Source organism: Proteiniphilum propionicum (assembly GCF_022267555.1).
Lineage (GTDB): Bacteria > Bacteroidota > Bacteroidia > Bacteroidales > Dysgonomonadaceae > Proteiniphilum > Proteiniphilum propionicum.
Genome location: NZ_CP073586.1, coordinates 3389181 through 3413946, shown reverse-complemented (window position 1 = coordinate 3413946; position 24766 = coordinate 3389181). Strand labels below are relative to the sequence as shown.

Below are 24766 nucleotides of genomic sequence, written 5' to 3'. Positions count from 1 at the left end.
AAAAGTTCTTTCAATCGCAGATTTGTTTTCTCTGTTACATAGTATTGTCTTACAGGTGCAATTGCTGTATATATGAACGATAATGTCTAATCTTTTTGTTTAGTTATTTCCCCGGCTTCGGAATTTTCTGATGGGGTTTCTTCCGCTTCTTCCCCGGCTTCGGGATTCTCTGATGGGGTTTCTTCCGTTTTCTCTTCCTCCTCCAGATCGATGTCGCTTTCCATAAGAATGTTATACCATGAGATCAATTTTTTTACATCAGAAGCATAGACACTCTCTTTGTTGTAATCCGGAAGGATCTCTTCAAGGAAAGCGAAGAGCTCTTTTGCCGATGATTTGGAGCCAATAGTGACCCTGTTTCCGTTCTCTTTCTCTTTTATCTTTTTTAAAACATCCCGCAGGGGAACGTCGCTATCCATTGTGTACATCGATACATCGCTCAATGCAACCACTTTTTCATGTGCGTAAACAGGAATGCGTTTACTGTCGTTTAGCGATTCTACAATATTCAGATTTTTGCCGGTTGATATGAGTTTAAACAAGCCGGGACGTCCCGTTACAGATAATATTTTTGATAACATGATAAAATTATGTTCAAAGTTTGCGTTTTTTAAAATGCAAAAGTAAGCAGACAAAGCCATATTCGCAACTTTTAAAACAAAATGAATTCTAAAAAATGGTTACAGATTATACATCAACTGTAACAGTTTTCTAAATTTGTACTTAATACTTCAACTTTTGCTTATGACACTATTTCAGATAAATTTTACTGCTGGCAATGTTTTACATCACGTAAATGCCGGGTTTACATAACGGGCATAATTGTTTCATATGATTCAGATGCTTCGAAAATATATAAATATATGATAACAAGTTATATTCACATCAAAATGTATACATGCGGAACTTAAAATATTTATATAATATTGATTACTTAAGTTTTGTATGTATAAATTAAAACATATACAGCTAAGTATGAGACATATGAAATATTTAGCGTGAACCCATTCGATGAAACAGGCGTGATCTGATAAGCTGTTTGAGCAAAGCAAGTTATTTATCAGATAGCCTGCAAATCGGAAAATGGGTCACAAAACATTGTCAGTTTAATATTTAGTTGAATACTTAACATGTGAAACTTGAATTGATTATTTCCTGCCTTTATGAATCAAATATTTTGAAAAAAGTGATATATTCTCAGGAAATTAGCCTAATTTCGTGTCAACAACAATAAAATAACAGTAATGTATAAAAATTTAGCAATGGTTTGTTTGATTGGTGCTTTGTCGGCTTCTTGCACCGGAAATTGTTCCGGTAAACCCGATGCCACAAAAGCACCACGAAGTGAGAAATCTGTGGTGATGGCAAAAGAGGGTGAAATGTTCCTTCTGGCCGGCACCTACACTTCTGCAGAAGGGAGCAAAGGTGTTTATGTTTACCGGTTCGATACCGTTACAGGCGAATCAGGCCAGATTAGCATGGCAGTTGTGTCAAACCCGTCGTACCTTGTTCTCAGCCCTGACGAAAAGTATGTTTATACAGTGGGAGAGAATGATAAGGGAAACAGCGCAGTCCATGCTTTCGCTTTCGATAAAAAAAACGGTAACCTTACAAATATAAATTCGCAGCTTACCAACAGCGCGGGTCCTTGTTATATTACAATTGACAACAGGGGTAAAAATGTGCATACTGCAAACTATGGCGGTGGCAGCATCTCGTCGTTTCAGGTGAAAAGTGATGGAAGCCTCACACCTGCAACATCGGTGATGTTGTTTGAAGGTTCCGGTCCTGATACAAAACGCCAGGAGAGCCCGCATTTGCATTCTGTGAGATATTCTCCCGACGGGCATTTCCTCTTTGCAACCGATCTGGGGACAGATAAACTGTATCGTTTCAGTGTTAGCGATACCCCGTTCGAAGGGCAGCCATCAATATATGAAAGCAGTTTAACAGAGTTTGCTGCCCCTGCCGGAACCGGTCCGCGTCATTTCGACTTTCATCCTGACGGTGGAAGGTATCTTTACTTGCTGGGTGAGTTGTCTGGTGAGATTATAGTGTATGACTACCATTTCGGAGAGCTTCAACAAAAGCAGGTTATTGCCTCCGACACTGTCGGAGCACGTGGCAGTGCTGATATACATGTTTCTCCGGATGGACGTTACCTTTATGCTTCCAACCGCCTTCAGGCAGATGGTGTGTCCATCTTTTCAATTAATAGCGATGACGGGACACTGGAAAAAGTGGGTTATCAGCCTACAGGTAAACATCCCAGGAATTTCGTAATTACACCTAATGGAAAGTTTCTGCTGGTTGCCTGCAGAGATGATAATGTGATTCAGGTATTTCGTATTAATGAAGAAACAGGATTATTGACAGATATAAACAAGGATATTTATATCAGCATGCCTGTATGTTTGAAGTTTGCGACTTCTGCTGAATAGGTTGGAGGTTATGAATAACATTACACGTACCGGTATTGAAGCTCCAAAGTTAGCCTCCCTAATGAGTCTGTCAAAAACCCTTAACCCAGATTCTAATAGACTGGAACATGCTGATAATAAGTATGTGTTATGTGAATTTTGGAGATAATTGACTTATTTAATGGGACTCATAAATGATTTTGGTTATTTATTTAGTTTTATTTGTAATGTTGAGTCTGCTCCGAAAACTCCAAAACCCGATTTCAGAAGGTCGCAACTCGCAGAAAATCAATGGCGCTCTTTGCGGAATTTTCAGCAAAAAAAGACTTATCGGAGGGGACTCAATGTTTTTGATATGATCAACATAAATATTCCGGCAATCATTAGCCATAAAAGCTGACGCCCCCTTCTTATAAGAGTGACTACAAGCCATATTTCGTTACTTACAATTCCTATGACATCCAACATTACTTTGTTGCCATACTCTTCTACGCCTATCTGCCCGGGAACAATAGCTCCTGCAGCTTTAAACAACATCACCCCCATCTCTACTGCCGAGGCTTGAATGATGGATATCTCCATACCCATCATGTTTAGAATAATGTAAAATTCAGCTGCACCAAATAACCAGTAAATAATGCACATGAGAAATGCCAAAAAGAACTTCATCTTGTTTTCGTGGAAAAAAATAGAAGAGGCCTCGTTCATTTCATAAGCGGAAGTAATTAGGTTATCTGAAAAAACTGGCCAGCCGGTTTTTTTCTTCAGGTTCTCCATCGTTTTACCAATGAAAAGTTTCGGATGTACTAGAAAGCGCATTACCTGATGTGCCATTAAAAGTGGCAGTGCTGACACAATAATAACCATAAGCACATTCCTGCTGTTTAATATATGTCCAAGGGTAAGATACATCATGGTGACTACACCCAGAAAGAGTCCCGAGAAAATAATCAGAACCCTCTGCAGCAGGATGGAACTAATTCCATGCTTGGCAGAGACTCCTTTCTTGGCAAGTATGATAGCTTTCAGGCTCTCACCTGCAACTATGCTGGTTGGATTAAAAAAAGATAGCATCTCTCCAACATGCCTGTACATGAACAACTCTATAAAAGGCACTTTTTTGCCCTCATTACCCATACACAACCTCCATGACAGAGTAGAGGAGATATAGGCGCAGAGAGACGCCGTAATAACTCCGGCAAACATCCCTGGCATTTCACTTAAATAGTTTTTGAGTGATTTGAAATCAATTGAACATACAAATCTCGCTATCAAAAGTGAAACTGTTACAAGCAATACCGCTATTAAATATGGCTTATATTTTTTTACAAAATCAATCATCTCATAAACTTTTCAAGGATATCTGTTAGAAAAACCGCTGACTTTCATTGTAGCTTTTTCAGCTTCGTTTTAGGATATCCTATCAAAAAGAGAGGATTCAAAAAAATCTGACTTTTCCATTTATATTTTCCATTATTAAAGTACGAGTCCACTTTAAATAGTGGCAATTTTAAGTTTAAAAAAGTAATTCGTTGATTTTTCATTTCCTATTTTTGAGAAGCAAGGAAGTAAAAAATCAAACACGATAAAAAGTTTCTCCCTTATGGAGGTCTTTATATAGCGAAAATCGGTTATTAAACCATTTTCATGCGCTCTTTGACTTATTGTTATCAGATAATTTCCAAGGCGGACATGGTTTATCCATAAACATCTGGCGAAAGTAAATAATTTGTGCCTGAGCAAACCTCTGTATCGTGTTTTGTTGTTCCTCGTATGGAAGCAATACTGAAAGATGGTTGCCTCCACGTTGTTTCTTTTCATCTGTTCCTGCCCGGGGATAGCCGCGAGTTCGTGTCTTAGTTCTGCAGTTGCTATCTGTTCGTTCGTAAAATACCGGTACTTGCTCTTGCCTGTGGTGGCAATCCTCCATTTATCCCCGGTTTTGTATGCAGGGATAATCTCTCCGGTTTCGATATGGGTGACAACCAGCTCACCCTCCTTCATCTCCAGGTCATATTTAGATTGTCTCCCTTGTAATCCGCTTGTTATAAGTTCAATTGAGTTCATATCGGCAAACTCCCTGTTACCAGGGGGATTGATAAGCACCATCGGCATAGACTTTCTCTATTATATCGGTGCTTACCTTCTCCTGGATGTTGGTAACGGCATCCTTCAGGTAGCCATTGTCTGCAGCACTTGCCGGTTTCACCTGAACGTTTACGATCAGGTTGGGTTTGTCCTTCTGTTCATCAGTGTCATCACAGGTCTCGGTGATGTTCACACTGTAGCCCTTTACCTTCTGGTCTCCTTTTTTTTCGATAATCGGCATCGGGGTCATTGTGGTTTTGAACGCTCCTGGCCGTGATGTCCTCTTTGGGACGAAGGATAGCCTGTCCCTTGACCACCTCGTATTGCTCGTGGAAGACACGGTGAAGAAGGTCGTAGCCGGTAGTGGTCTCTGCAAGGCGTTTAAGAACCTGATAAATGAGCCCACCCAGGGAAGAGATTTTCTCGCCGAGAGTTTCACTGTTTAAGCGGTAAACCATATTCTGAGCATCTTCTTCTAAAAAATAGAAGTACCTGTTTCCTGAGCCTGGGGTTCAAAAGAAGCATCCCCCTATCGCCCAGGTCCTTGATAAACCCGCGGAAAGTGTTGTGAATGATCTCGAAACGGGAGTACCAGGCGATGTTGCTGCCAATGAGCTTACTGTCCATACGGACAGATTTGCCGGATATCTTGAAGGTGGAGAGTTGGTCGCCAGTGAGCTGCTCGAAGCTCTTTTCCATCAGGTTTACACCATACCGGTTTTCGTATTCACAAATACGCCTTCTCAGTAAATAATAAGTATCGATAGAGGGTGCAACATCACTCAGGGAGACTAGACCCAGGGCTTTACGCACCAGGAGATCGAACTGGCATTTATCGAACAGATCTTCATCGCTACAGCCAAAACCCTCCTTGATGATGGACATTCCGATAATCACCCGTATGGAAGCATTGGGAGCGCCCATGTTACCCTGTTTGAAAAGGGGAGCAAATATGGTTTCGTCTATTTGGGAGGTGACGTTTGCATAAAACCGGTTGTGCCACGCCGCAGGATCATCATATTTTTTTGCCTCACGCTTACCCATTTGGGTGGAAGGTGTGGAAAACATGTCATATTGTGGATTTACAGATGTCTTCTTGAACATGATTTCTTCTCTTTTAGGTGATGCAAAATACGATTTTTTTATCTGATAACAAGGGATTTTCAGAGCGTTTTATCAACAAAAAACGGAAATAAAACAACAAAATTAAAGTCAGGGACTTTTTAAAGTGGACTCAAGTACCAATAAAATGTTGATAGCCACCTTTTATAATATGTTATTTACCAATGGAGTTGTTCTTCTGAATTGCTAAGGTACAATATTATAATAAACCAGCAAAAAGTACTTTAAAGAATTGATATGCTTAAATTAAAATGACCAGATAAATATCATTTTATAACAATGTTAAATAAAACATTATATCGTTTTTCTATTTACAGTAATATTTATCAACTTCCCTCTAAAAGTCTATTTAATTGCAATCGGGTCATAACAGATGTTGATATTGAATACATTATAAATAATCATTTTAGATGTTTGTTTTTTTATTAGCAGACTCATTTTATATAGATTCTAATTTCATTTCAGAATGCTTTTTTAACGTTTCAAGTCTCTAATTATTCGTTTGGATGTCTTTTCTGAACCAGGAGTTATTTCTCATACTATTTTTGTATCGTCAACCTTTATTAGAAAGATTGAGAAGACATCTAAAAATTAAATAATTAAGAAATGAAGAAAAAAACAATTTTATTAAGCTTAATTGCCCTTATAACCATAGGGACAACAAGTGTAAAAGCTCAAACACCTATATATTGGGGTGTGAAGGGTGAAATGAATATGTCGAATTTTTTGCTAAGCGATTTTAAAACGCTTAAGAGTAGAATGAAGGTAGGTCCAAATTTAGGTGGGTTTATGAGAGTAGAATTGAATGAAAATTTTGCAATTCAGCCTGAACTTTCTTTTTTCTATAGAAATTCAAAAATGAAAATGAAAGTTGACTCAGATAAAAAAGATACATTCCAGCAGTGGGGAATGCAGCTTCCTATATACGCTTTGGGACAGTATAAAGCATATAACGGTTTATTCTACGGAGGTATTGGGCCGTTTGTGGGATTGGGCTTTGATGCAACTCTCGATGACCTTGACATAGACTTATACAAAAAATCTGCGGATAAAACTCCTATGAAACGCTGGGACTTTGGTCTCGGACTCCTACTGGGATATGAGTTTGACAATGGTATACAAGTGAACGCAGGATATCAGATCGGACTGGTTAATCAGGTGGACGATTTATCTGGATTGAAAGATGTAATCAGCGGTACAGACGATGCCAAAATGAAAACTCAAACTGTGAACCTGGGGATAGGATTTCGTTTTTGATAATATAAGGATATTTAACTAAAAGAGATTGTCTCATAATCCAGCAATGATTGCCGGAAATAAAACCTGTTTAATTATAGGCTTGAAGAAAACTGAGTGACGACGTAGAGGTGAGCCGTAGTTTGATTCAGGTGAATAAATGAGACAATCTCCTCGAACAAACACCTTCCTTTTTTTGATCCCGATGAACATCCGCATGACAGATGTTTATCGGGTCTTTTTCTCTCTTTTTCTGTATATTTGCAAGTCTGTTATAAAAGTAACAGCAATTGAAAAAATGAAACTACGAAAAGAACGATTTTTTATACTCAATTACGATAAAAAAACGGCACTAACCGCTTCTATCGTAATAAGTTTTATACTGGCGTTTGTCATGTTGTCGTCATCGATGTATTACGCCATATCTTTAGATAAAAACAGCAGAGTGGGGTTGATTGATATTATCACTCCGGAGTCTGTTGTAACTCTTTTATTCAATACTCTGTTTTTCTATTTTCTTTTTCGTGTGCAATTTTGGGCGGTAACGCATTTCCTTGACAGGCCGTATAAAATGTGGCTGATCTTATTAGGACTTTTTGTGGTTATTATATTCTTGAGTCCACTTTTTTCACAGATGCAGTGGTGGTGGTTTCGCGATGAGGTATCACCCGGAGCCTATTCAACGCTTCACTATGTTAAAGACCTGATTATACTTATCATATCTTTCCTATTCACGTTATTGATTTATTTTATCAATCAGAACCAAATGAGGGTGACAGAAAATCAGCATCTTGTTTTCGAAAATCTGCAAAACAGGTACAATGCACTAAAGAACCAGACCGATCCGCACTTTCTTTTCAATTCGCTTAATACGTTGAACGGGCTCATCGGATATGATGATCAACGTGCCAGTGATTATTTAGAACAACTCTCCAATGTTTTCCGTTATACAATGCAGAACAAGGAGGTGTCAAAATTGTCCGATGAGTTGGAGTTTGCAGAGGCATATATATATATGATGAAGATACGATATAACGATGGTTTGGATGTTCAGATAAGTATTGAAGATGATAAAAAGGGGTATTATATTATACCGTCAGGACTTCAAATACTTATTGAGAACGCCATTAAGCATAATGTTATTAGTCGGAAAAACCCTCTCCGTATTGTTATTGAAAGCCTGGATGACAATAAAGTACGAGTGAAAAATAATCTTCAGATAAAAACGGGGGATAGATCGAGTAACGGTTTAGGGTTGACCAATCTTAACGAGCAATACCGTTTGATGTTCGGGAAAGAGATTATTGTATATTATTCAGATGAAACGTTCTCCGTTGAGATTCCTCTTATAAAAGATATAAATATTTATAGACGAAAATTAAACCACATTTAATGAAAGTAGTAATAGTAGAAGATGAGTTTGTTGCTGCTCGAAACCTGGAGCGGATGATTCATACTGTGGATGGAAATATGGAAATATTGACTGTGCTGCAAAGTGTTGAGGAGTGCATTGAGTGGTTCTCGATTAACTCTTCTCCCGATGTTGTTTTTATGGATATTCATCTGGCCGATGGTGATGTTTTTTCGGTTTTTGATAAGATTGAGGTCCACAGCCCGATTATATTTACTACCGCGTACGATGAATACGCATTAAAAGCATTTGAGGTCAACAGCATCGACTATTTGCTGAAGCCAATAAACAGGCAGAATCTCGAGAAGGCACTGAACAAGCTCAAGTCATTTACATTCAAACAAAACAACACGGAGCTTGTCTCACAAATTGTGAGCTCAATACATGAAGCCAAAAGCTTATATAAGAGGCACTTCCTTATTCCTTATAAAGATAAGCTAATCCCGCTGTCGGTCGATGAAATTGCATATATATATACCGAATATAAAATAACATCAATTGTTTGTTTCAATCGAAGAACTTATACTCTTGACAGCTCGTTAGATGAATTAATGAGTCACTTGAATCCTGCTCATTTCTTTCGTGCCAACAGGCAATACATTGTATCTCATTGCGCCATAGTCGATATGTCGGTTTGGTTCGGAGGCAAGCTTGCGGTAAATCTTTCGGTGCAAACGCCTGAACGAATAATTGTAAGCCGTGCACGAAACAAGGAATTTAGAAACTGGTATATGGATAATGCCACATGATTTCTTTTCTCATCCCGTTTTCCTCCTGTTCATACATAACATAAATCCTTCAGGTAGTCCTTTTTCCCTTTATTATTGTAAAGAAACATCATTGTCAGTTAAATTCATCTATCTTCACAACTGGCGGTACTTAAGTTCCAAATGAGCAACTCTTCGTTCATAAGGAAGAGTGATGACTTGTAGATCTGAAAATTTAGGTACGGCAAATATATGTTTTTCGATTTCAAATCACTTTTTTGTGATACTTTATTGCTCTAAATCCAGAGGATCAGAAAGAGGGATAGGATCTTACTCAGGGTAAAGCAGTGTTAATGGCTGCTATTTAGAAAGAGGTAATTTTTCAACAAAAATGACGCTTCAGGATGCATTTATGCCGCTTGGGTACTGAATTTGCACCTCTCAGCATTTTTTTAGGATCATTTCGAGCTGTTATGTTATAATTTTGCAGCCGTAAATGTAGAAAGAAAACAACAGCTAAAACAGATGAAAATAACAATTATGAACCCATACAAACAGCAATTTACCTGTTTGCTGATACTGATAACACTCTTTGTCCCCTCTCTCTCTGCACAGCAAAAACTCACACTCGATGAGTGTCGTACGATGGCGCTTAAACAGAACAGAGAGGTACGTATTGCACAAAACGAGTCGAAGGCAGCCGAATCTGCCAGGAAATCAGCGCAAACACATTACCTTCCAAAGATTAACTTCGGTGGTGCATGGTTGCATTCCGGTAAGTCTATTCAACTGCTTGAGAACGATCTGTTTCTACCGGTAGTTCCTTTTAACACCATAGATCCCGCGACCGGGAAGTTTAAACCTGAAGCATTAAAAGATCCTGAGACTGCTATGAATGCACTTGTCATCAATCCTCAAACGGGAGCACCCATGGTTGATCAGGCGGGGAATCCAATATTCAAGAATTATGCATTGCTACCTTCCGATAAACTTGTTTTTGATAATAAAAACAGTTATTTCGCCCGCTTCAACGTTAATCAGCCGCTTTTTACAGGCTTTAAAATTACTGAAGCGAATCATATTGCCAAGCGAGCCGAAAACATTGCAAAAGAGAAAGAGGTGCTGACAAGGGCTGAGATTCTCGCCAGGACCGATGAAGCCTTCTGGCGTGTGGTGTCGGTTCAGGAGAAGCTGAAGCTTGCAAACGCTTATGAAGCATTGCTCGACAGGCTTGTCACAGATCTCCAAAATATGTATGCCGAGGGTATAATTACAAGAAACGATGTATTGAAAGCCCAGGTAAAACAAAACGAGGCAAAGCTGAAAACATTGCAGGCCGAAAATGGCGTTGCACTCTCAAAAATGGCGCTGGCACAGATTATTGGGATAGATGATGACGCTATAGAAATTAACTCAGATAATATTGAAGAGCCGCCTGTTGAAATGCCGTTATCATTCATGCAGGAGATCTCTCCTGATAACAGGGCTGAAATATCAATGCTAAAGGAGAAGACAGCCATTATGGAATCGAAAAAAAATATTGAACGTTCAAAATTTATGCCTGATGTTATGCTCACCGGTGGTTATGGCTGGATGAATCCCAATCCCTACAAAGGGTTGAAAAGTGAGTTCGGTGGAAATTGGAATGTTGGGGTCGTGGTGTCGATACCAGTTTTTACATGGGGTGAACGCCGTCACGATCTGCATGCTGCTAAACTGAAAATGGAGAATGCGCAGTTTGAACTTAACGAAGCCCGTGAAAAGATAGACCTGCAAATCCGGCAGAATCGTTATCGCTACAGCGAGGCATTGAAAAAAGCTGAGATGACAGGGCTCTCAAGAGAGCAGGCTGAAGAAAATATGCGTATTACAAAAGAAAACCTGATGGAAGGACGAAGCCGTCTGACTGAACTGCTTGAAGCTCAGTTGCAGTGGGAGAATGCCTCCTCGGAACATATCGATGCACTTGTTGAGATAAGAACAACTCTCCTGGAATTGGATAAATCAACAGGTGAGATCTACAATTATCAATATTAATACTTTTTTGTTCCATTTTAAACTTCAGAGTTGTAATAACACGGATCTGTATCAGAGGGCTCCTGCAAAGGTGTATGAAAAATGTCTGCTTAATTCCTTATACATGTGATAATAAAAATTCATAAATGGATTTAAGGCAGGAGCCGGGAAGATGGAACTCCGTATTTATATGATAACAACCCTTTAAACAAATAATATACATTACAATGATGCAACTGACAAATAAAATTGCTTATACAACCTGTCTGCTCGCCCTTTTAGCTAGCGGATGCGGAAAAAAAACGACAGAGAACAGCGATAAAGCTGCAACTTCGGCAACTGCAACTAAAGTAACCGTTTATGTTGCCAAAGAGATGGATTATGTACCTGTGCTGAATTTTACAGGAACGGCAGAAGCAAACAGGGAGGCTAACTTGGGAGCTTCAATCCCGGGACGGGTAGAGAAGATTCACTTCACCAAGGGCAGTTATGTCCCTGAAGGGGCTGTGATAGCCGAGATGTCAGACGAAATGCTTATTCAGGCTCAAATTGAGCTTGAAGCGATCCGTAAGGATTTTGAACGAATAAGCCGTCTGAGAGAAAAAGAGAGTATAAGTGTCATGGACTATGACCATATAAAGGCAAAGTTTGACGCATCTCAAACAAAAGTAAACATGCTGAAAAAGAATACATCTATTACTGCACCGTTCGGAGGTGTATTAACCGATATAACTGTTGATGAGGGGGAGAATTATTCTTTTGTGCCTTCTATAAGCTCCGATCTAAAGGTACAGAGCGGTATAGCTACCATACGCCAGCTCAATCCTCTGAAAATTTCTATAGAGGTGAACGAAAAAGAGATCGTTTTAATCAGCAGGGGGCAGCATGCGGATGTGTTGTTTGATGCATATCCCGGTGAACTTGTTTCGGGGAAGGTGAACTACATTTCACCAGTTTTGTCGCCGACAACCCGCACTGCAACAGTTGAGGTAACTATTCCAAACAGAGAGATGAAACTGAAACCCGGAATGTTTTGCAGGGTTTCAGTCTCCATGCCGCAGTCAAAAGGTGTATTTGTACCCGTAAATGCACTATACAGACAGCAGGGAACCGGCGAAGACTACCTCTTTATCGTTACAGATGAAAATAAAGTAACCCGCCGCAGAGTAACCCGAGGAGAGTCTAAAGAGAATTTTATACGTATTCCCGAAATCAAGGTTAACGAATCTGTCGTTATTGATGGGAAAAATAAATTGAACGAAGGTTCACCCATTGAAATAGTTAATAGCTAACAGTGAGTTTATACTTCTTTTGATAATCTAATAAACAACATACAAATGAAATTACCTGAAATAGGTGTAAAAAGACCTGTGGCAACCGCTATGATATTCATAGCTATACTTCTGCTTGGAGTAGTATCGCTCAAGATGTTGCCGCTTGACCTCATGCCTGAAATGGAGTTCCCCTCCATAACGGTGATTACCGTATATCCCGGTGCCTCGGCAAACGAGGTGGAAGAGCAGGTCTCAAAGCCGTTGGAAACCGTGCTATCTGCCGCAGAGTATCTGACGGAAATTAAATCTACATCGAAAGAGAATGTATCATTCATTCAACTAAGTTATGAGTGGGGAGGCGATGTTACCTCCGCGGCAAATAATGCACGTGACCTTATAGAGTTGGCAAAGAGCCGTCTTCCTGTAGCAGCACAGCAACCAATTATCTACAAGATTAACTCCTCAATGATGCCAGTGCTTGTGTATGCTATTAATGCCGATGCTCACTACAGTGGCATTGAACATATTGTAGAGGAGGACATAGCAACTGTATTGCGCAAGGTAGATGGAGTGGGTACAGTACTTTATCTGGGCCAGCCGGAACGTGAAATTAAGGTATCTATCAACCCGCAGCAGATGAAGGCATACGGGCTGTCAACATCACAGATATCATCAATGCTCAAGGCCAACAATATTAATGTCCCTGCCGGAAACATCAATTTGGGAGTTTACGATTTCTCTGTTCGTGTGCCGGGGAAGTTCGAAACGGTTGATGAAATAGGCAATACGGTATTAAAAGCGTTCAACGGTAAGGTTGTCAGGCTTAAAGATGTTGCCGTGGTTGAAGATTCATTCAAGGAAAAAGAGTCGTTTGCCCGTAATCACGTTGGTGAGGGAGTGGCATTGATGGTACAGAAACAGTCCGGCGCAAACACCGTTGATGTGGTTCATGCGGTCCGTGATAAGATGAGAGAGCTTCAAAAACAGCTACCCGACGATTTTCAGGTGCATGAGGTATTAAGCTCTGAAGAGATCGTAACCGGTTCTGTTAACAACCTAACCTCTTCTATTTGGTACGCCCTTATCTTTGTAACGCTGGTTGTTCTTATGTTTCTGCGCGAGTGGAAATCGAGTTTTATTGTTTTCATAACCATGCCGGTGTCACTGATTTCCGCTTTTATAGCGATGTATATTATGGATTACACCATCAATATATTTTCTCTGATGTCGCTTGTTATCGCCATAGGAATGGTGGTGGATAATGCCATTGTGGTACTCGAAAATATTACTCAGCATATTGAAAAGGGAGCCGATCCAAAACAGGCTGCCATCTTTGGAACATCGGAGATGGGCATGGCTATTGCAGCTTCAACGGCAACTACCCTGGTGGTGTTTCTTCCTCTTCTTTTTATGGAGGGCATTGTCGGGATAATGTTTAAACAGCTAGCCATTCTTACGGTTGTTTGTATGACTATGTCGCTGTTTACGGCACTCACACTAACTCCGATGCTTTCGTCGCAGCTGCTGAAAAGAGCTCCTCGCGGTAATGAGGCAAAACGTCGTTCAAAATTGTATATTGCCAGTGAGAAGATTTTCAGCAATATTGAAGAATGGTACAAAAAAGTACTTGGATGGGCTGTTTTTCATAAAGGGCTTACGCTGGGTATAGCACTATTTGTTTTTGTTGTAACAATGTGGTTAGGTAAGCGAATAGGTACCGACTATATTCCCGATTTTGATGCGGGAACGGTATCGGTGGTCTTCAAGACCGAAGTGGGTACAGCTGCAGAACAAACAGACAGTGTAGGGCAGCAGATATTGAAAATCCTGCTCGATGAGATTCCTGAAATGGCTGATGGAGCCATCGCCGCCATCTCGGGGCAGACACGTGATGGTGTGCTCACGACCGTTGGCTTTAAAGAGGGTAAAAACGTGGGTACGGTACTGTGTCACCTTGTACCTGTTGATAAAAGGAGTCGCTCTGCCGGCGAAATAGCCGATGCTATTCGTGATCGTGTGGAAGCTATACCGCAAATAGATGAGGTGAGTGTTCAGGGTGGTAGTGCATTGGCTACTGCCGTAACTGGAAATAAAAAACCTATTGAAATTATTGTTTCCGGCAACGACCTGGAGCAAATAAAGGCTGTGGCACTTGATTTTGAGGAAAAAATGAAAGCCGAGAATTCGTTTACAGATGTTACAACCACTGTAGATCCGGGTAAACTGGAAGTTCAGGTACGTGTAGACAAGGAAAAGGCATCGCAGATGGCACTGAATGTTGCCATGGTCGGATTACAGGTGCGTCAGAACTTGTTTGGTACAGAATCGGGCGACTTTACAGAAGAGGGAAACGATTACGAAGTAGTTATACAATATGCGCCGGAGTTTCGGAATGAAGTATCTAAGCTCAATGAAATGCAGATTACCAACCTGCTGGGTCAGCAGATTCCCCTTTCGTCAGTAGCCGACATAGTGGAAGAGAGCGGCCCTATTGAGATACAGCGTCTTTCACAGGAGAGATATGTGAAAGCTGTCGCTAATTTGAACGAAATATCTCTGGGTGAAGCCACTCAGCTGGCTGAAAAACTGATCGCTGAAACCACTGTACCTGAGGGTGTAACTGTTGAGATAGGTGGGCAGGTAGATGACCAGTCATCATCATTTCAATCACTCTATCTGATTTTCTTTTTAGGTATCGCTCTTGTATATATGGTGATGGCGGCCCAGTTTGAATCGTTTAAAGACCCCTTCATAATCCTTTTTGCAATTCCATTTACCCTTGTGGGAGTTATCCTGGCATTCTTTATCACTAATATCACGTTGAGTGTTGTAACCTTTATCGGGCTTATTATGCTTGTAGGGATTGTGGTGAATAATGGAATTGTGTTGGTTGACTATACCAACATGTTGCGTAAGAGGGACTATTCACTCCGTGACGCAGTGATGGAGGCGGGCCGTTCGCGTCTTCGCCCCGTGCTGATGACCTCGCTTACTACCATTCTTGGCATGTTGCCAATGGCACTCAGTACAGGAATGGGAAAAGAGATGTATGCCCCGCTTGGGATCACGATTATTGGCGGACTGTTTATTTCTGTATTAACTACCCTGATTATGGTACCAACAATGTATGCCACTATCTATCACCGTACACTGATTAGTGATCGTACTCTTGTCCGGTTGAGGAAGAAACTGAATAAATCTGAAGGGAACAGTAAAAATTAATAAGGTCAATTGTAATTTATAATCTTTTTTTAGCGGAAGTCGGCAACAAGTCGTCTCCCGCTATCAATACCAATCATAGTTTTGAATATGAAGTTTATCTATATCACATGTAATGTAAGTATGCTGGAGACCCTGACACTTTTACTTGATGAAAAGGAGTTTGCCGATTATCAGGTAATTGAGCAGGTAACAGCAAAGAGTCGCTGGGGTGAACCACGGCAAAATACTCCTGTATGGCCCGGCTATAACTCTGCTATTGTTGTGCAGGAGGCTGATCCGGCGAAAGCGGAAGAGTTGATAAATGAAATTAATAAGATGAATGCTGCAGCGTTCAACAATGGTGAACTGGTAGCCGCCTATATGTGGGGCATAGAAGAATATGTCGAGGTAAAATCGGTTGAATGATCGGTCGGAGGCAAAAATGTAAAACATATCAGGTGAGGGAATATGCTCAAAAAAAAGTGCAGTTTCCTCACCTGCGTTTTAAAGGTGCAATTGTTTATAATTCTCCCAACAGCTCAATTTTATTGATATTGAATGGTGTGGCTTGATAAACAAAGTAATTCAGCCAGTTAATATATAAAAGATTTGCATGAGAACGCCACTGAACCATAGGTGGTTTTTTCGGGTCATTGTCTCTATAATAATTTACAGGTATTGTTACGTTGTTCATCCCTTTTTTCATATCGCGGGTATATTCATTGTGCAGGGTAAGGGGTGAATATTCGGAATGGCCGGTTACATAAAACTCCCTTCCTCCACGGGAACAGATAATATAAACACCTGCCTCTTCAGATTCAGATAGGATAGTCAGCTCCGGATGAAGACTGATTTCGTCGGCATTGATAGTTGTATGGCGGCTGTGAGGCGCATAGAATTCATCGTCGAATCCGCGGAACAGAGGAAAAGAGGGATCGTTGATCGTGTGGCTGAAAACTCCAAACAGCTTTTTCTCAAGAGGGAATTTGTTGATTCCGAAGAAGTGATATAAAGCAGCCTGGGCACCCCAGCATATGTAAAAGGTTGAGGTGACATGTTTACGGGCCCAGTCCAGTATATTCGTAAGTTCATTCCAGTATTTAACCTCCTCAAAAGGCATCATTTCTACCGGAGCACCGGTGATAATCATCCCGTCGTAGTATGCGCTCTTTATTTTTGAGAACTTGGTATAAAAAGACATCAGATGTTCAATGGGTGTATTCTTGGGGGTATGTGTTGATAACCCCAGAAACTCAATTTCAATTTGAAGAGGAGAGTTTGATAGCAGCCGTATAAGATCGGTTTCTGTGGTGATCTTTAACGGCATAAGGTTTAAAATTAGTATTTTAAGCGGACGTATGTCTTGTGTGGAAGCACGAAGGTCATCCATCACGAAAATGTGTTCCTTTTTTAATATCTCTATTGCAGGTAATTTATCGGGTAAATTCAGAGGCATAATTCAATTTTTAATAATGCAAAGAACGGTTACTTCATTGCTACTTGCTTCAGGCCTTTTTTTAATATGATAAGTTCTCCCCAATAACCTTGAATGTCAGGAGTAAAAATATGTAATGTTTTGATTATCAATATGTATATTGGCCTGCTTCCAATTAAAGAGATTTCTCTTAGGAGACTCGTTGAGAAAAAGTAAAGATCTACAATAACACGATTTCTTCTTTTTTAATTTTTAATTCGCAGTAGTGGCACTGAAGCTCCACTTTTTCCTTATCGATTACGTGAAACCTAGTTTTCATCGGTTCGTTGTTTGTGATGCATTTCGGGTTGTTACATACAACAATTTCTACGATTTCATCAGGAAGGGTAACTTTTTTTTTCTCTACTACCTCGAAGTTTCTTATTATGTTTAAATTTACATTCGGTGCTATCAGAGCTATACGATTTATTTCGTCTTCCCTAAAGAACTTATCGGAGACTTTTATAATCCCTTTTTTGCCCATCTTGTTGCTTCTTAGGTTGTTCCCGATGGTTATCCTGTTTTTCAGTTTTTCCAGCTTGAGCAGAGAAACTACCTTGAATACGGCTTCGGTGGGTATATGATCGATGGCGGTTCCGTTCTCGAGTGCCGCAACTTGCAATTCTTTTCTCATAATCTATTTGGGTTTATTATTTAACTTCGATTCCCATCAAATCGCAAATGATCGCCTGACGTATATACATCCCGTTTTTAGCCTGTTGAAAATAGTAGGCTTTAGGGTTGTCGTCCACATCCTGGCTTATCTCCTTTACACGGGGAAGCGGATGCATCACCCGCAGGTTCTCTTTGGAATCATTAAGCATTTTGTTATGCAGTATATAGACGTTTTTTACCTTTTCGTACTCCATAAGGTCGGTAAAACGTTCTTTCTGTACCCGTGTCATATATAGTATATCGGCACTGTTGATCGATTCGGAAGAGAAGTCTGTATATTCTCTGTATTCAATATTTTTATTATTGCAAAATGCTTTGTACTTTTCCGGTATATGCAGCTCCTCAGGTGCCACGAAGTTGAATTTAGGATTAAAGTATGATAATCCCTGAATGAGTGAGTGTACCGCTCGCCCGTACTTGAGGTCTCCCACGATAGTAATTGTTAGATTCTCAAGAGATCCTTGTGTTTCGTAAATCGTGAAAAGGTCAAGCATCGTTTGTGTGGGATGCTGATTGGATCCGTCACCTGCATTGATAATTGGTACAGGTGATATCTCAGATGCATAACGCGCCGACCCCTCAAGGTGGTGGCGCATGATAATGATGTCGGCATAGTTACCCACCATTATAATGGTGTCTTTCAGCGATTCACCTTTGGTTGAACTGCTGGTAGCCGAATCAGAAAAACCAATTATTCGTCCACCCAGCCTGTTGACAGCTGTTTCAAAACTGAGACGTGTACGTGTGGAAGGTTCAAAGAATAATGTGGCACATACCCTTCCCTTTAGCAGGCTACGATTTGGATTTTGTTTGAACCGGGATGCACTCTCAAGAATACGAAAAATATCATCCTGGTCATAATCGCCAATATTTACAAAACTTTTTGGGCTCATCTTGCTTATTTTACGTGATAGGTGTAATTTACCGGCAAAAGCAGGTAAACACAGGGTTGTAATTTGTTTAACAGACCTCCAGATCTACATCGAACAGCTCATGCCAGGGTAATCCCTGTTTTTTGAGTTGTTCCATGAAAGGATCCGGATTGAACTCTTCTACATTGAATACTCCCGGTTTCTTCCATATACCCTGTAGAAACATCATGGCACCGATGGTTGCTGGAACGCCTGTGGTGTAACTGACTCCCTGAGCCCCGGTCTCTTTGTAAGCCTCTTCGTGGCTGCAATTGTTATAGACGTAATAGGTGCGCTTTTTGCTGTCTTTTAGTCCGCGAATACGGCATCCGATAGAGGTCTGGCCCGTATAATTTTCTCCCAGCTCACCGGGATCGGGGAGCACTGCTTTCAGGAACTGAATTGGAACAATCTTCTGCCCGTTGTATTCCACTTCATCAATTCGTGCCATACCGATATTCTGTATAACACGCAGGTGAGTTAGGTACTCCTGCCCGAATGTCATCCAGAAACGGGCTCGCTTGAGGGTAGGAAAGTTTTTTACAAGCGACTCCAGCTCTTCGTGATAGATCAAGTATGATTCTTTTGGCCCGATATCCGGGTAGGTGAGAGTCCTGTTGATCTCATGCGGTTCTGTTTCCACCCACTGGCCGTTATCCCAGTATTTCCCTTTCTGTGTAACCTCCCGAATGTTGATTTCGGGGTTGAAGTTGGTGGCAAACGCTTTGCCGTGATCGCCTGCGTTACAGTCCACGATATCCAGATAATTAATCTCATCGAAATGATGCTTGGCCGCATAAGCAGTGAATATGCTTGTTACACCCGGGTCGAACCCGCAACCAAGGATAGCTGTAAGTCCCGCTTTCTCGAATTTATCTTTATAAGCCCACTGCCATTTGTATTCGAACTTAGCCACATCCTTAGGTTCATAGTTGGCTGTATCAAGATAATTCACGCCACACTCAAGGCAAGCATCCATAATGGTAAGATCCTGATAAGGGAGTGCTACATTAATTACTATCTCTGGTTTAAACTCATTAAATAATGCAACCAGTTCTGACACTTTGTCTGCATCAACTTTTGCAGTTGTTATGGTAACGCCTGTTCTGCGTCTCACATCTTCGGCAATAGCATCACATTTGCTTTTGGTGCGGCTCGCCAGCATAATTTCAGTAAACACATCGTTATTTTGTGCCACCTTGTTGGCAACCACCGTTCCCACACCTCCGGCGCCAATAATAAGTACTTTTCCCATATTTTCGTTTATAATATTATTTGTCAAATCCAGCTCTGTTTACCATAGAGCTTTACACCGGCACATCGTTAACCTGACAGTACTCTTTACGGACTGTTATTTGCAGAGTGACAGTATAACACCCTTGCCCTATAACTGTTATTATAACGGTTGGCTTGACGCCCGATTTACCGCAAATATACAATGAATCTGTGAAACAGAGTTGCTTTGTGTTTAAAATTTGCAATTTTGAGTAAGTCTTCAAAAAATCGTATCTTTGTATGTAGAGTATAAAATAGATAGAGTACGGTATAATTGTTTCCGATATATTCGGCTATATTGTGTGCAGCAGGTTAATATTTTTGTATTCTGTTTTGCGAGCATGTGTATAATTATGCATTTATGTCTCGTATGGAGAAACCGATCAAGAAGCAGAGTTGTAATTTGCTGCCTTTTCTGATGCATCAGCTTATTTTTTCTTATAGCGTTTAAAAATTGGATTTTATATCGATTAAATTTTTTACCTTTGTCTGTTGAAGTATATTATGTGGAAAATCCGAACAAAAAAAGGGTTATCGGTGAAAATGATGGGTACGCACTATAGGATATTACTTTCAATTTGTTGAAATGGTTTCATACTTTTTTGTGATGTAATATATCTTGCAATAATGCTTAACTATCTTAATAATAAAAAATAGTACAAATGAGTAAGCTTTACAGCGTTTTTACAGGGACAGGGAGCTATGTGCCTACAAAGCAGATCACAAACGATTATTTTCATACTTATAAGTTTTTTGACTCACAAGGTGAGAAGCTGCCTACACCAAATGAAGAGATCACAAGAAAATTTGAAGAGATTACTACTATTGCCGAGAGAAGGTACGCCGAAGATGATCAGGTAACAACCGATCTGGCGCTTATAGCAGCGCAAAGGGCACTTGAAGCTTCGGGAGTTGACAAGGAAGAACTCGATTATATAATTTTCGCTCACAATTTCGGGGAGACACTTAAAAATAATGTGCGGATAGATATATTGCCAACGATGGCGTCACGTTTGAAAAACAAGCTGGGTATCGAAAATCCTTTTTCTGTGGCATACGACACTCTGTATGGCTGTCCCGGATGGATACAGGCAGTAATTCAGGCCGACTACTATATACGCTCAGGGGATGCAAAAAAGATTTTGGTGGTAGGCGCTGATGTATTATCACGGATAGCTGATCCGCACGACCGTGACAGTATGATATATGCTGATGGCGCGGGAGCAGCAATTATGGAGGCACGGGAGAGTAGCTCACCCATAGGAATTATTGGACACAACTCACGCAGTGATGCCCTCAATTATGTGAATATGCTCCATATGGGATACTCATATAATCCAAAGCTGGCAGAGAAGAAAGATTATTACCTTAAGATGAACGGCCGCCGTTTATATCAGTACGCTCTTGAGAATGTACCGAAAACGGTTAAAGCCGGCCTGGATAAGCTTAAACTACACATATCTGAAATAAGTAAGGTGCTTCTTCATCAGGCAAACGGGAAAATGGATGATGCTATCCTGCAACGCCTGTTTAAGCTATACAATATAAAAGATGTGCCCAAAACCATTATGCCGATGACCATCTCATGGTTAGGCAACTCTTCGGTAGCAACCGTACCTACACTGTTAGATATGATTACCCGCAAGAAGATGAACGGTCATGAATTGAAAAGCGGCGATAATATTGTACTTGCCTCGGTAGGAGCGGGAATGAACATCAACAGCATTGTTTACAGAATTCCCTGAGATGATTGCCTAAAGCAGATGGTATAGTTATAAACAGTAATAAATATTCACCCCTTGCATACCTATGCATGGGGTTTTTATTTTCCTGACAGGTGATACCTGTAAACATTTGTTTCACGCTGTTCGAAACCCAACTTTTGATACAACCTGTTGGCTGATTCTCGACCGATAGCCGATGTAAGATCCACTTTCTTCGCCCCTTTGTCGCGGGCAACCTGCAGTGCGTGCCATATCAGGGCAGTAGCAACCCCTTTCCCGCGAGAGTTTTCATTCACTATAACATCTTCAATCCAAACCTTCAATCCCGATGGGATACGGTAAAAAACGAGTGTAAGGGTGCCGATCACTTCATCTTCCCCGGTAGCAACAAAAAGATAGGTATCTTCCTTACTAATCACCATTTCCAGTTCTTCACAAGAGGGGTATTCCTCCTTGCCGGTCAGCTGAGGCATTAGTTTTTTGAAAGCAGTGGCAATGCTTTCATCTACATGTGTTAATCTTTTGATATTCATATATATTATTTAACTTAAATGATATCCCTGACTGTTCAACTCCGATGCACGGAAAAGTGTATACATTTCGCTGTTAAGGGGATAATCCCAACAGCCGAGGCTGTGAAAAATTTCGCCGCCGAAACCTGACTTGAATCTGTACAACCCGTAAAGCGGATGACAAGGTTCAGGAGAAGGAGAGATGCCAAACATATCGTATTCTGTACAGCCTGCGTTTCTTGACTGCATGATGGCCTCCCACTGTAATGCATAGGTTGCCATAAGGTTCCGGTGTTGCGATGAAGATGCGCCGTAAAGGTACGAACCCCTGTTACCACTTATAACCAGAAACATGGCCGCCAGCGGTTTTCCTTTGAATTCCGCCACTAATAGTTTCACGTTTGCCGGTGAGCTGGTGTTATCGGTGCGTGCTGTAAGTACTGCATTGAAGTATTTTATGTCGTTGAGGAGAATATTGTTTCTTTCTGCCGTTTCTTTGTAAAGATCGTACCAGATATCAATACCTTCCATTCCCATCGATCTTACATTTACTCCTTTGCGTTTAGACAAACCTATGTTGTAACGTGTTTTAGGTTTCATAAGTTTTAAAAGGGTGTCAGCATCGTGTGTCAGATCCAGATAAATAGTATTTGCCGGCAAGATATTGGAACAGGCTTTTTTGAAATTCCAGTTGTGCGTGTTGAAGTTGAAACGCAACTCCTGTGTATGGATTTCAGGTTCACCTTTCCACATACCGTTCTCATCGAAATAATCTTTCTCTTTTGCCCAATACGATTCCCAGCACAGGTCGTATCGGATGAGAATACACTCTTTAGGTAAAAATGAGCGCAGACATTCAGATAACTCTTCCAGAAACAATCCCTGAAACTCGTCATCGGGTTCAATTTCCGGCCCGTATGGAACATATGCCACGGAGTGATTCCTGTCTATTTGCTGAAGTATAACCAGCACATCAGACTTTATAACATAGTCGCTATCTTTTCCTGAAACTGAGTACATTCCGGATCTTCGCGACGAGAAGTTAATTGCTATCGCCTCTGCTCCAAGTGTTCTCTTCACTGCCGACCAGAAAGCTGTCTGCTGTAAAATGGGTGTGGCATAAAGTTCTTCCGTCCCTTTTGAACGAATGTTCGTTAACATACCATTTGCATTTTAAACCCGCAAAGGTAGCCAAAATAAGTCGGCTAAAAAAAATCTAAATAAAACTTACCGGGAAAGTTGCACTTCTAAATTGAACTTAGCGGAAAGTTGCACTTAGCGTGATATAGTTAACTTAAAGGTTCATTTATCAGGCATAATAGGGTATGTTGGAAAGTTTTTTTATTTAGTTTCCTTTGCTATCGCATATGTGAATGAAACTATGGGCATCATGTGGGTTGAAATTGACCGGATGAAAGTGCAAGTACGACCGCTATTTTTATGTGAATGAAACGATGAGCATTATGAGAGTTGTAATCCGGGTCGTGACTGAAAAACATAAAAGTAAAAAAGATAGTGACAGTCTATAAATGAGAATTAAGAAAGATTAGAAATTGTCAGGCTCTGTGCGTGCTGCTGAAGCGGTCACACTCCTGAAATCCCTGTCGAAATGAGCCAGGAGCAACTCTGTCATTTTTGCATGAAATGTTGTGTAGAGCTTAGAAGAGATGTGCCTCCTATCTTTCCTTTTATGCAACCCAAAGCGCAACTCGTTGTCATCAACCCATATCTCTGGTTTGAAAAAAGCTTCGTTTTTCCATAAAAGGGAACCGTAGGTAAGACGCCCGTCAGTTGTAAGTATCCATTTATCAGCCTTTCTTGAATCTATTGCTTCGTAAATCTTGTCCAGCAGAAGGTGAGGGTTGTCGGTATGAACAATTATAGCCATTCTGATTACAGTTTTTGCTGATTTTTATAGCTGTCAATTGCTTTTTTGACGGATCCGTGTAAAAGCAGCAGATTTTTCGCCTGTCCATATGAAAGGCCCAGTTCATCTACAATTATCCGGGTACCTCTATCCACAAGCTTTTGGTTTGTAAGTTGCATATTGACCATGCGGTTGCCTTTCACCCTGCCAAGTTTAATCATAGTGCCGGTGGTGATCATATTCAATACCATTTTCTGAGCCGTCCCGGATTTCATTCGCGTACTCCCGGTAACATATTCCGGTCCCACAACGGGTTCTATTTTTATTTCAGCTTCAGCTGCTACGGGTGAGCCTGGGTTGCAACTGATAGCACCGGTAAGTATTCCCTTTTTACGCGCATGCCGTAGCGCACCTGCCACGTAGGGTGTTGTACCCGATGCGGCAATGCCCACAAGTACATCGTTCTCATTTATTTTGTGTTCCATAAGCTCCTCCCATCCTTTGTCAGGATCGTCTTCAGCTGCTTCAACCGGGTTACGCAGTGCTGTGTCGCCTCCTGCTATCAGCCCTATCACATAGGTGTTGGGCATACCGAAAGTGGGTGGTATCTCCGAGGCGTCAAGTACACCAAGCCTGCCGCTTGTCCCGGCACCAATGTAAAAAAGCCGTCCTCCCCGCCGCATCCTTTCAACGATACCTGTTACGAGCTTCTCAATTTCGGGAATAGTATTTTGGACAGCTGCTGCCACTTTGTGATCCTCCTGATTGATTTCTGTCAGAATTTCGAGAACCGTTTTTTTCTCCAGATCATCGTATAAAGATGATTGTTCTGTTACTTTTATAAAAGCCATAT

At 40.8% G+C, this 24766-nt stretch carries 23 protein-coding genes; 9 read left to right on the top strand and 14 right to left on the bottom strand.

All coding sequences use genetic code 11. From position 1 onward, the window contains the following. Positions 1 to 86 precede the first annotated feature (86 nt). Positions 87 to 581, bottom strand: a complete 495-nt coding sequence (locus KDN43_RS14120) for a DUF5606 family protein (protein WP_238867128.1) — start codon at positions 579 to 581, stop codon at positions 87 to 89. 663 nt (positions 582 to 1244) lie between these two features. On the opposite strand from KDN43_RS14120, the gene KDN43_RS14115 reads away from it, so the two are divergent. Further along, positions 1245 to 2441 (top strand): lactonase family protein, encoded by a 1197-nt coding sequence (locus tag KDN43_RS14115; RefSeq protein ID WP_238867127.1) that lies wholly within the window; start codon positions 1245 to 1247, stop codon positions 2439 to 2441. Between the two features lie 306 nt (positions 2442 to 2747). On the opposite strand, the gene KDN43_RS14110 is transcribed toward KDN43_RS14115, so the two are convergent. The 5 genes from KDN43_RS14110 to KDN43_RS14090 all read right to left on the bottom strand — a co-directional run bounded on the left by KDN43_RS14110 (position 2748) and on the right by KDN43_RS14090 (position 5612). Continuing rightward, positions 2748 to 3761 (bottom strand): lysylphosphatidylglycerol synthase transmembrane domain-containing protein, encoded by a 1014-nt coding sequence (locus KDN43_RS14110; protein ID WP_238867126.1) that lies wholly within the window; start codon positions 3759 to 3761, stop codon positions 2748 to 2750. Positions 3762 to 3914: 153 nt separating this feature from the next. Further along, on the bottom strand, positions 3915 to 4529 hold the full coding sequence (locus tag KDN43_RS14105; protein ID WP_238866130.1) for a hypothetical protein: 615 nt from the start codon (positions 4527 to 4529) through the stop codon (positions 3915 to 3917). Beyond that, positions 4504 to 4701 carry a hypothetical protein gene (locus tag KDN43_RS14100; protein ID WP_238866128.1) on the bottom strand — a complete coding sequence of 66 codons (198 nt, stop codon included), beginning with the start codon at positions 4699 to 4701 and terminating at the stop codon, positions 4504 to 4506. Before KDN43_RS14100 ends, KDN43_RS14105 begins: the two co-directional genes overlap by 26 nt. Further along, complete coding sequence (locus tag KDN43_RS14095; RefSeq protein WP_238866127.1) at positions 4679 to 4966, bottom strand: hypothetical protein; 288 nt, start codon at positions 4964 to 4966, stop codon at positions 4679 to 4681. Before KDN43_RS14095 ends, KDN43_RS14100 begins: the two co-directional genes overlap by 23 nt. Further along, positions 4944 to 5612 (bottom strand): transposase, encoded by a 669-nt coding sequence (locus KDN43_RS14090; RefSeq protein WP_238865744.1) that lies wholly within the window; start codon positions 5610 to 5612, stop codon positions 4944 to 4946. The genes KDN43_RS14095 and KDN43_RS14090 overlap by 23 nt, the downstream gene beginning before the upstream one ends. A 624-nt stretch (positions 5613 to 6236) precedes the next feature. Here KDN43_RS14090 and KDN43_RS14085 point away from each other — a divergent pair. The 7 genes from KDN43_RS14085 (at position 6237) to KDN43_RS14055 (ending at position 15901) form a co-directional block, all read left to right on the top strand. Continuing rightward, positions 6237 to 6887 (top strand): porin family protein, encoded by a 651-nt coding sequence (locus KDN43_RS14085; protein WP_238867125.1) that lies wholly within the window; start codon positions 6237 to 6239, stop codon positions 6885 to 6887. Between the two features lie 277 nt (positions 6888 to 7164). Then, complete coding sequence (locus tag KDN43_RS14080) at positions 7165 to 8259, top strand: sensor histidine kinase (protein WP_238867124.1); 1095 nt, start codon at positions 7165 to 7167, stop codon at positions 8257 to 8259. After that, positions 8259 to 9026, top strand: a complete 768-nt coding sequence (locus KDN43_RS14075; protein ID WP_238867122.1) for a LytR/AlgR family response regulator transcription factor — start codon at positions 8259 to 8261, stop codon at positions 9024 to 9026. Before KDN43_RS14080 ends, KDN43_RS14075 begins: the two co-directional genes overlap by 1 nt. A gap of 483 nt (positions 9027 to 9509) precedes the next feature. Then, entirely contained in the window at positions 9510 to 11021 is a 1512-nt protein-coding gene (locus KDN43_RS14070; protein ID WP_238867120.1) for a TolC family protein, read from the top strand. A 206-nt stretch (positions 11022 to 11227) separates the two neighbouring features. After that, positions 11228 to 12292 carry an efflux RND transporter periplasmic adaptor subunit gene (locus KDN43_RS14065; RefSeq protein WP_238867118.1) on the top strand — a complete coding sequence of 355 codons (1065 nt, stop codon included), beginning with the start codon at positions 11228 to 11230 and terminating at the stop codon, positions 12290 to 12292. Between the two features lie 45 nt (positions 12293 to 12337). Further along, on the top strand, positions 12338 to 15496 hold the full coding sequence (locus KDN43_RS14060) for an efflux RND transporter permease subunit (protein ID WP_238867116.1): 3159 nt from the start codon (positions 12338 to 12340) through the stop codon (positions 15494 to 15496). An 87-nt stretch (positions 15497 to 15583) separates the two neighbouring features. Beyond that, complete coding sequence (locus KDN43_RS14055; protein ID WP_238867115.1) at positions 15584 to 15901, top strand: PG0541 family transporter-associated protein; 318 nt, start codon at positions 15584 to 15586, stop codon at positions 15899 to 15901. A 94-nt stretch (positions 15902 to 15995) separates the two neighbouring features. Here the strand turns inward: KDN43_RS14055 and metA are convergent, their stop codons facing one another. From metA to KDN43_RS14035, 4 genes are all read right to left on the bottom strand, one after another. Then, entirely contained in the window at positions 15996 to 16931 is a 936-nt protein-coding gene (gene metA, locus KDN43_RS14050; RefSeq protein ID WP_238867113.1) for a homoserine O-acetyltransferase MetA, read from the bottom strand. Positions 16932 to 17130: 199 nt separating this feature from the next. After that, a complete protein-coding gene (gene pyrI, locus KDN43_RS14045) occupies positions 17131 to 17583 on the bottom strand; it encodes an aspartate carbamoyltransferase regulatory subunit (protein ID WP_238867112.1) in 453 nt (150 codons plus the stop codon). 16 nt (positions 17584 to 17599) lie between these two features. Further along, the gene (gene pyrB, locus KDN43_RS14040; protein ID WP_238867110.1) at positions 17600 to 18517 is read right to left on the bottom strand and encodes an aspartate carbamoyltransferase; all 918 of its coding nucleotides are present in this window, start codon (positions 18515 to 18517) and stop codon (positions 17600 to 17602) included. Positions 18518 to 18584: 67 nt separating this feature from the next. Further along, complete coding sequence (locus KDN43_RS14035) at positions 18585 to 19790, bottom strand: saccharopine dehydrogenase family protein (protein ID WP_238867108.1); 1206 nt, start codon at positions 19788 to 19790, stop codon at positions 18585 to 18587. Positions 19791 to 20472: 682 nt separating this feature from the next. Between KDN43_RS14035 and KDN43_RS14030 the strand changes: the two genes are divergently transcribed. Then, the gene (locus KDN43_RS14030) at positions 20473 to 21555 is read left to right on the top strand and encodes a 3-oxoacyl-ACP synthase III family protein (RefSeq protein ID WP_238867106.1); all 1083 of its coding nucleotides are present in this window, start codon (positions 20473 to 20475) and stop codon (positions 21553 to 21555) included. Positions 21556 to 21632: 77 nt separating this feature from the next. Here the strand turns inward: KDN43_RS14030 and KDN43_RS14025 are convergent, their stop codons facing one another. The 4 genes from KDN43_RS14025 to murQ form a co-directional block, all read right to left on the bottom strand. Further along, positions 21633 to 22067, bottom strand: coding sequence for a GNAT family N-acetyltransferase (locus KDN43_RS14025; RefSeq protein WP_238867104.1), 435 nt, complete (start codon positions 22065 to 22067; stop codon positions 21633 to 21635). A gap of 9 nt (positions 22068 to 22076) precedes the next feature. Then, the gene (locus KDN43_RS14020; protein WP_238867102.1) at positions 22077 to 23207 is read right to left on the bottom strand and encodes a lipid II:glycine glycyltransferase FemX; all 1131 of its coding nucleotides are present in this window, start codon (positions 23205 to 23207) and stop codon (positions 22077 to 22079) included. Between the two features lie 385 nt (positions 23208 to 23592). Further along, positions 23593 to 23934, bottom strand: a complete 342-nt coding sequence (locus KDN43_RS14015; RefSeq protein WP_238867100.1) for a hypothetical protein — start codon at positions 23932 to 23934, stop codon at positions 23593 to 23595. Between the two features lie 5 nt (positions 23935 to 23939). Then, positions 23940 to 24764, bottom strand: coding sequence for an N-acetylmuramic acid 6-phosphate etherase (gene murQ, locus KDN43_RS14010; RefSeq protein WP_238867098.1), 825 nt, complete (start codon positions 24762 to 24764; stop codon positions 23940 to 23942). Positions 24765 to 24766: the final 2 nt, after the last annotated feature.

Bases quoted from the DNA above. Each gene is read 5' to 3' on its own strand.
- KDN43_RS14120 (WP_238867128.1), bottom strand. From the start codon at position 581: ATGTTATCAAAAATATTATCTGTAACGGGACGTCCCGGCTTGTTTAAA.
- KDN43_RS14115 (WP_238867127.1), top strand. From the start codon at position 1,245: ATGTATAAAAATTTAGCAATGGTTTGTTTGATTGGTGCTTTGTCGGCT.
- KDN43_RS14110 (WP_238867126.1), bottom strand. From the start codon at position 3,761: ATGATTGATTTTGTAAAAAAATATAAGCCATATTTAATAGCGGTATTG.
- KDN43_RS14105 (WP_238866130.1), bottom strand. From the start codon at position 4,529: ATGGTGCTTATCAATCCCCCTGGTAACAGGGAGTTTGCCGATATGAAC.
- KDN43_RS14095 (WP_238866127.1), bottom strand. From the start codon at position 4,966: ATGGTTTACCGCTTAAACAGTGAAACTCTCGGCGAGAAAATCTCTTCC.
- KDN43_RS14090 (WP_238865744.1), bottom strand. From the start codon at position 5,612: ATGTTCAAGAAGACATCTGTAAATCCACAATATGACATGTTTTCCACA.
- KDN43_RS14085 (WP_238867125.1), top strand. From the start codon at position 6,237: ATGAAGAAAAAAACAATTTTATTAAGCTTAATTGCCCTTATAACCATA.
- KDN43_RS14080 (WP_238867124.1), top strand. From the start codon at position 7,165: ATGAAACTACGAAAAGAACGATTTTTTATACTCAATTACGATAAAAAA.
- KDN43_RS14075 (WP_238867122.1), top strand. From the start codon at position 8,259: ATGAAAGTAGTAATAGTAGAAGATGAGTTTGTTGCTGCTCGAAACCTG.
- KDN43_RS14070 (WP_238867120.1), top strand. From the start codon at position 9,510: ATGAAAATAACAATTATGAACCCATACAAACAGCAATTTACCTGTTTG.
- KDN43_RS14065 (WP_238867118.1), top strand. From the start codon at position 11,228: ATGATGCAACTGACAAATAAAATTGCTTATACAACCTGTCTGCTCGCC.
- KDN43_RS14060 (WP_238867116.1), top strand. From the start codon at position 12,338: ATGAAATTACCTGAAATAGGTGTAAAAAGACCTGTGGCAACCGCTATG.
- KDN43_RS14055 (WP_238867115.1), top strand. From the start codon at position 15,584: ATGAAGTTTATCTATATCACATGTAATGTAAGTATGCTGGAGACCCTG.
- metA (WP_238867113.1), bottom strand. From the start codon at position 16,931: ATGCCTCTGAATTTACCCGATAAATTACCTGCAATAGAGATATTAAAA.
- pyrI (WP_238867112.1), bottom strand. From the start codon at position 17,583: ATGAGAAAAGAATTGCAAGTTGCGGCACTCGAGAACGGAACCGCCATC.
- pyrB (WP_238867110.1), bottom strand. From the start codon at position 18,517: ATGAGCCCAAAAAGTTTTGTAAATATTGGCGATTATGACCAGGATGAT.
- KDN43_RS14035 (WP_238867108.1), bottom strand. From the start codon at position 19,790: ATGGGAAAAGTACTTATTATTGGCGCCGGAGGTGTGGGAACGGTGGTT.
- KDN43_RS14030 (WP_238867106.1), top strand. From the start codon at position 20,473: ATGAGTAAGCTTTACAGCGTTTTTACAGGGACAGGGAGCTATGTGCCT.
- KDN43_RS14025 (WP_238867104.1), bottom strand. From the start codon at position 22,067: ATGAATATCAAAAGATTAACACATGTAGATGAAAGCATTGCCACTGCT.
- KDN43_RS14020 (WP_238867102.1), bottom strand. From the start codon at position 23,207: ATGTTAACGAACATTCGTTCAAAAGGGACGGAAGAACTTTATGCCACA.
- KDN43_RS14015 (WP_238867100.1), bottom strand. From the start codon at position 23,934: ATGGCTATAATTGTTCATACCGACAACCCTCACCTTCTGCTGGACAAG.
- murQ (WP_238867098.1), bottom strand. From the start codon at position 24,764: ATGGCTTTTATAAAAGTAACAGAACAATCATCTTTATACGATGATCTG.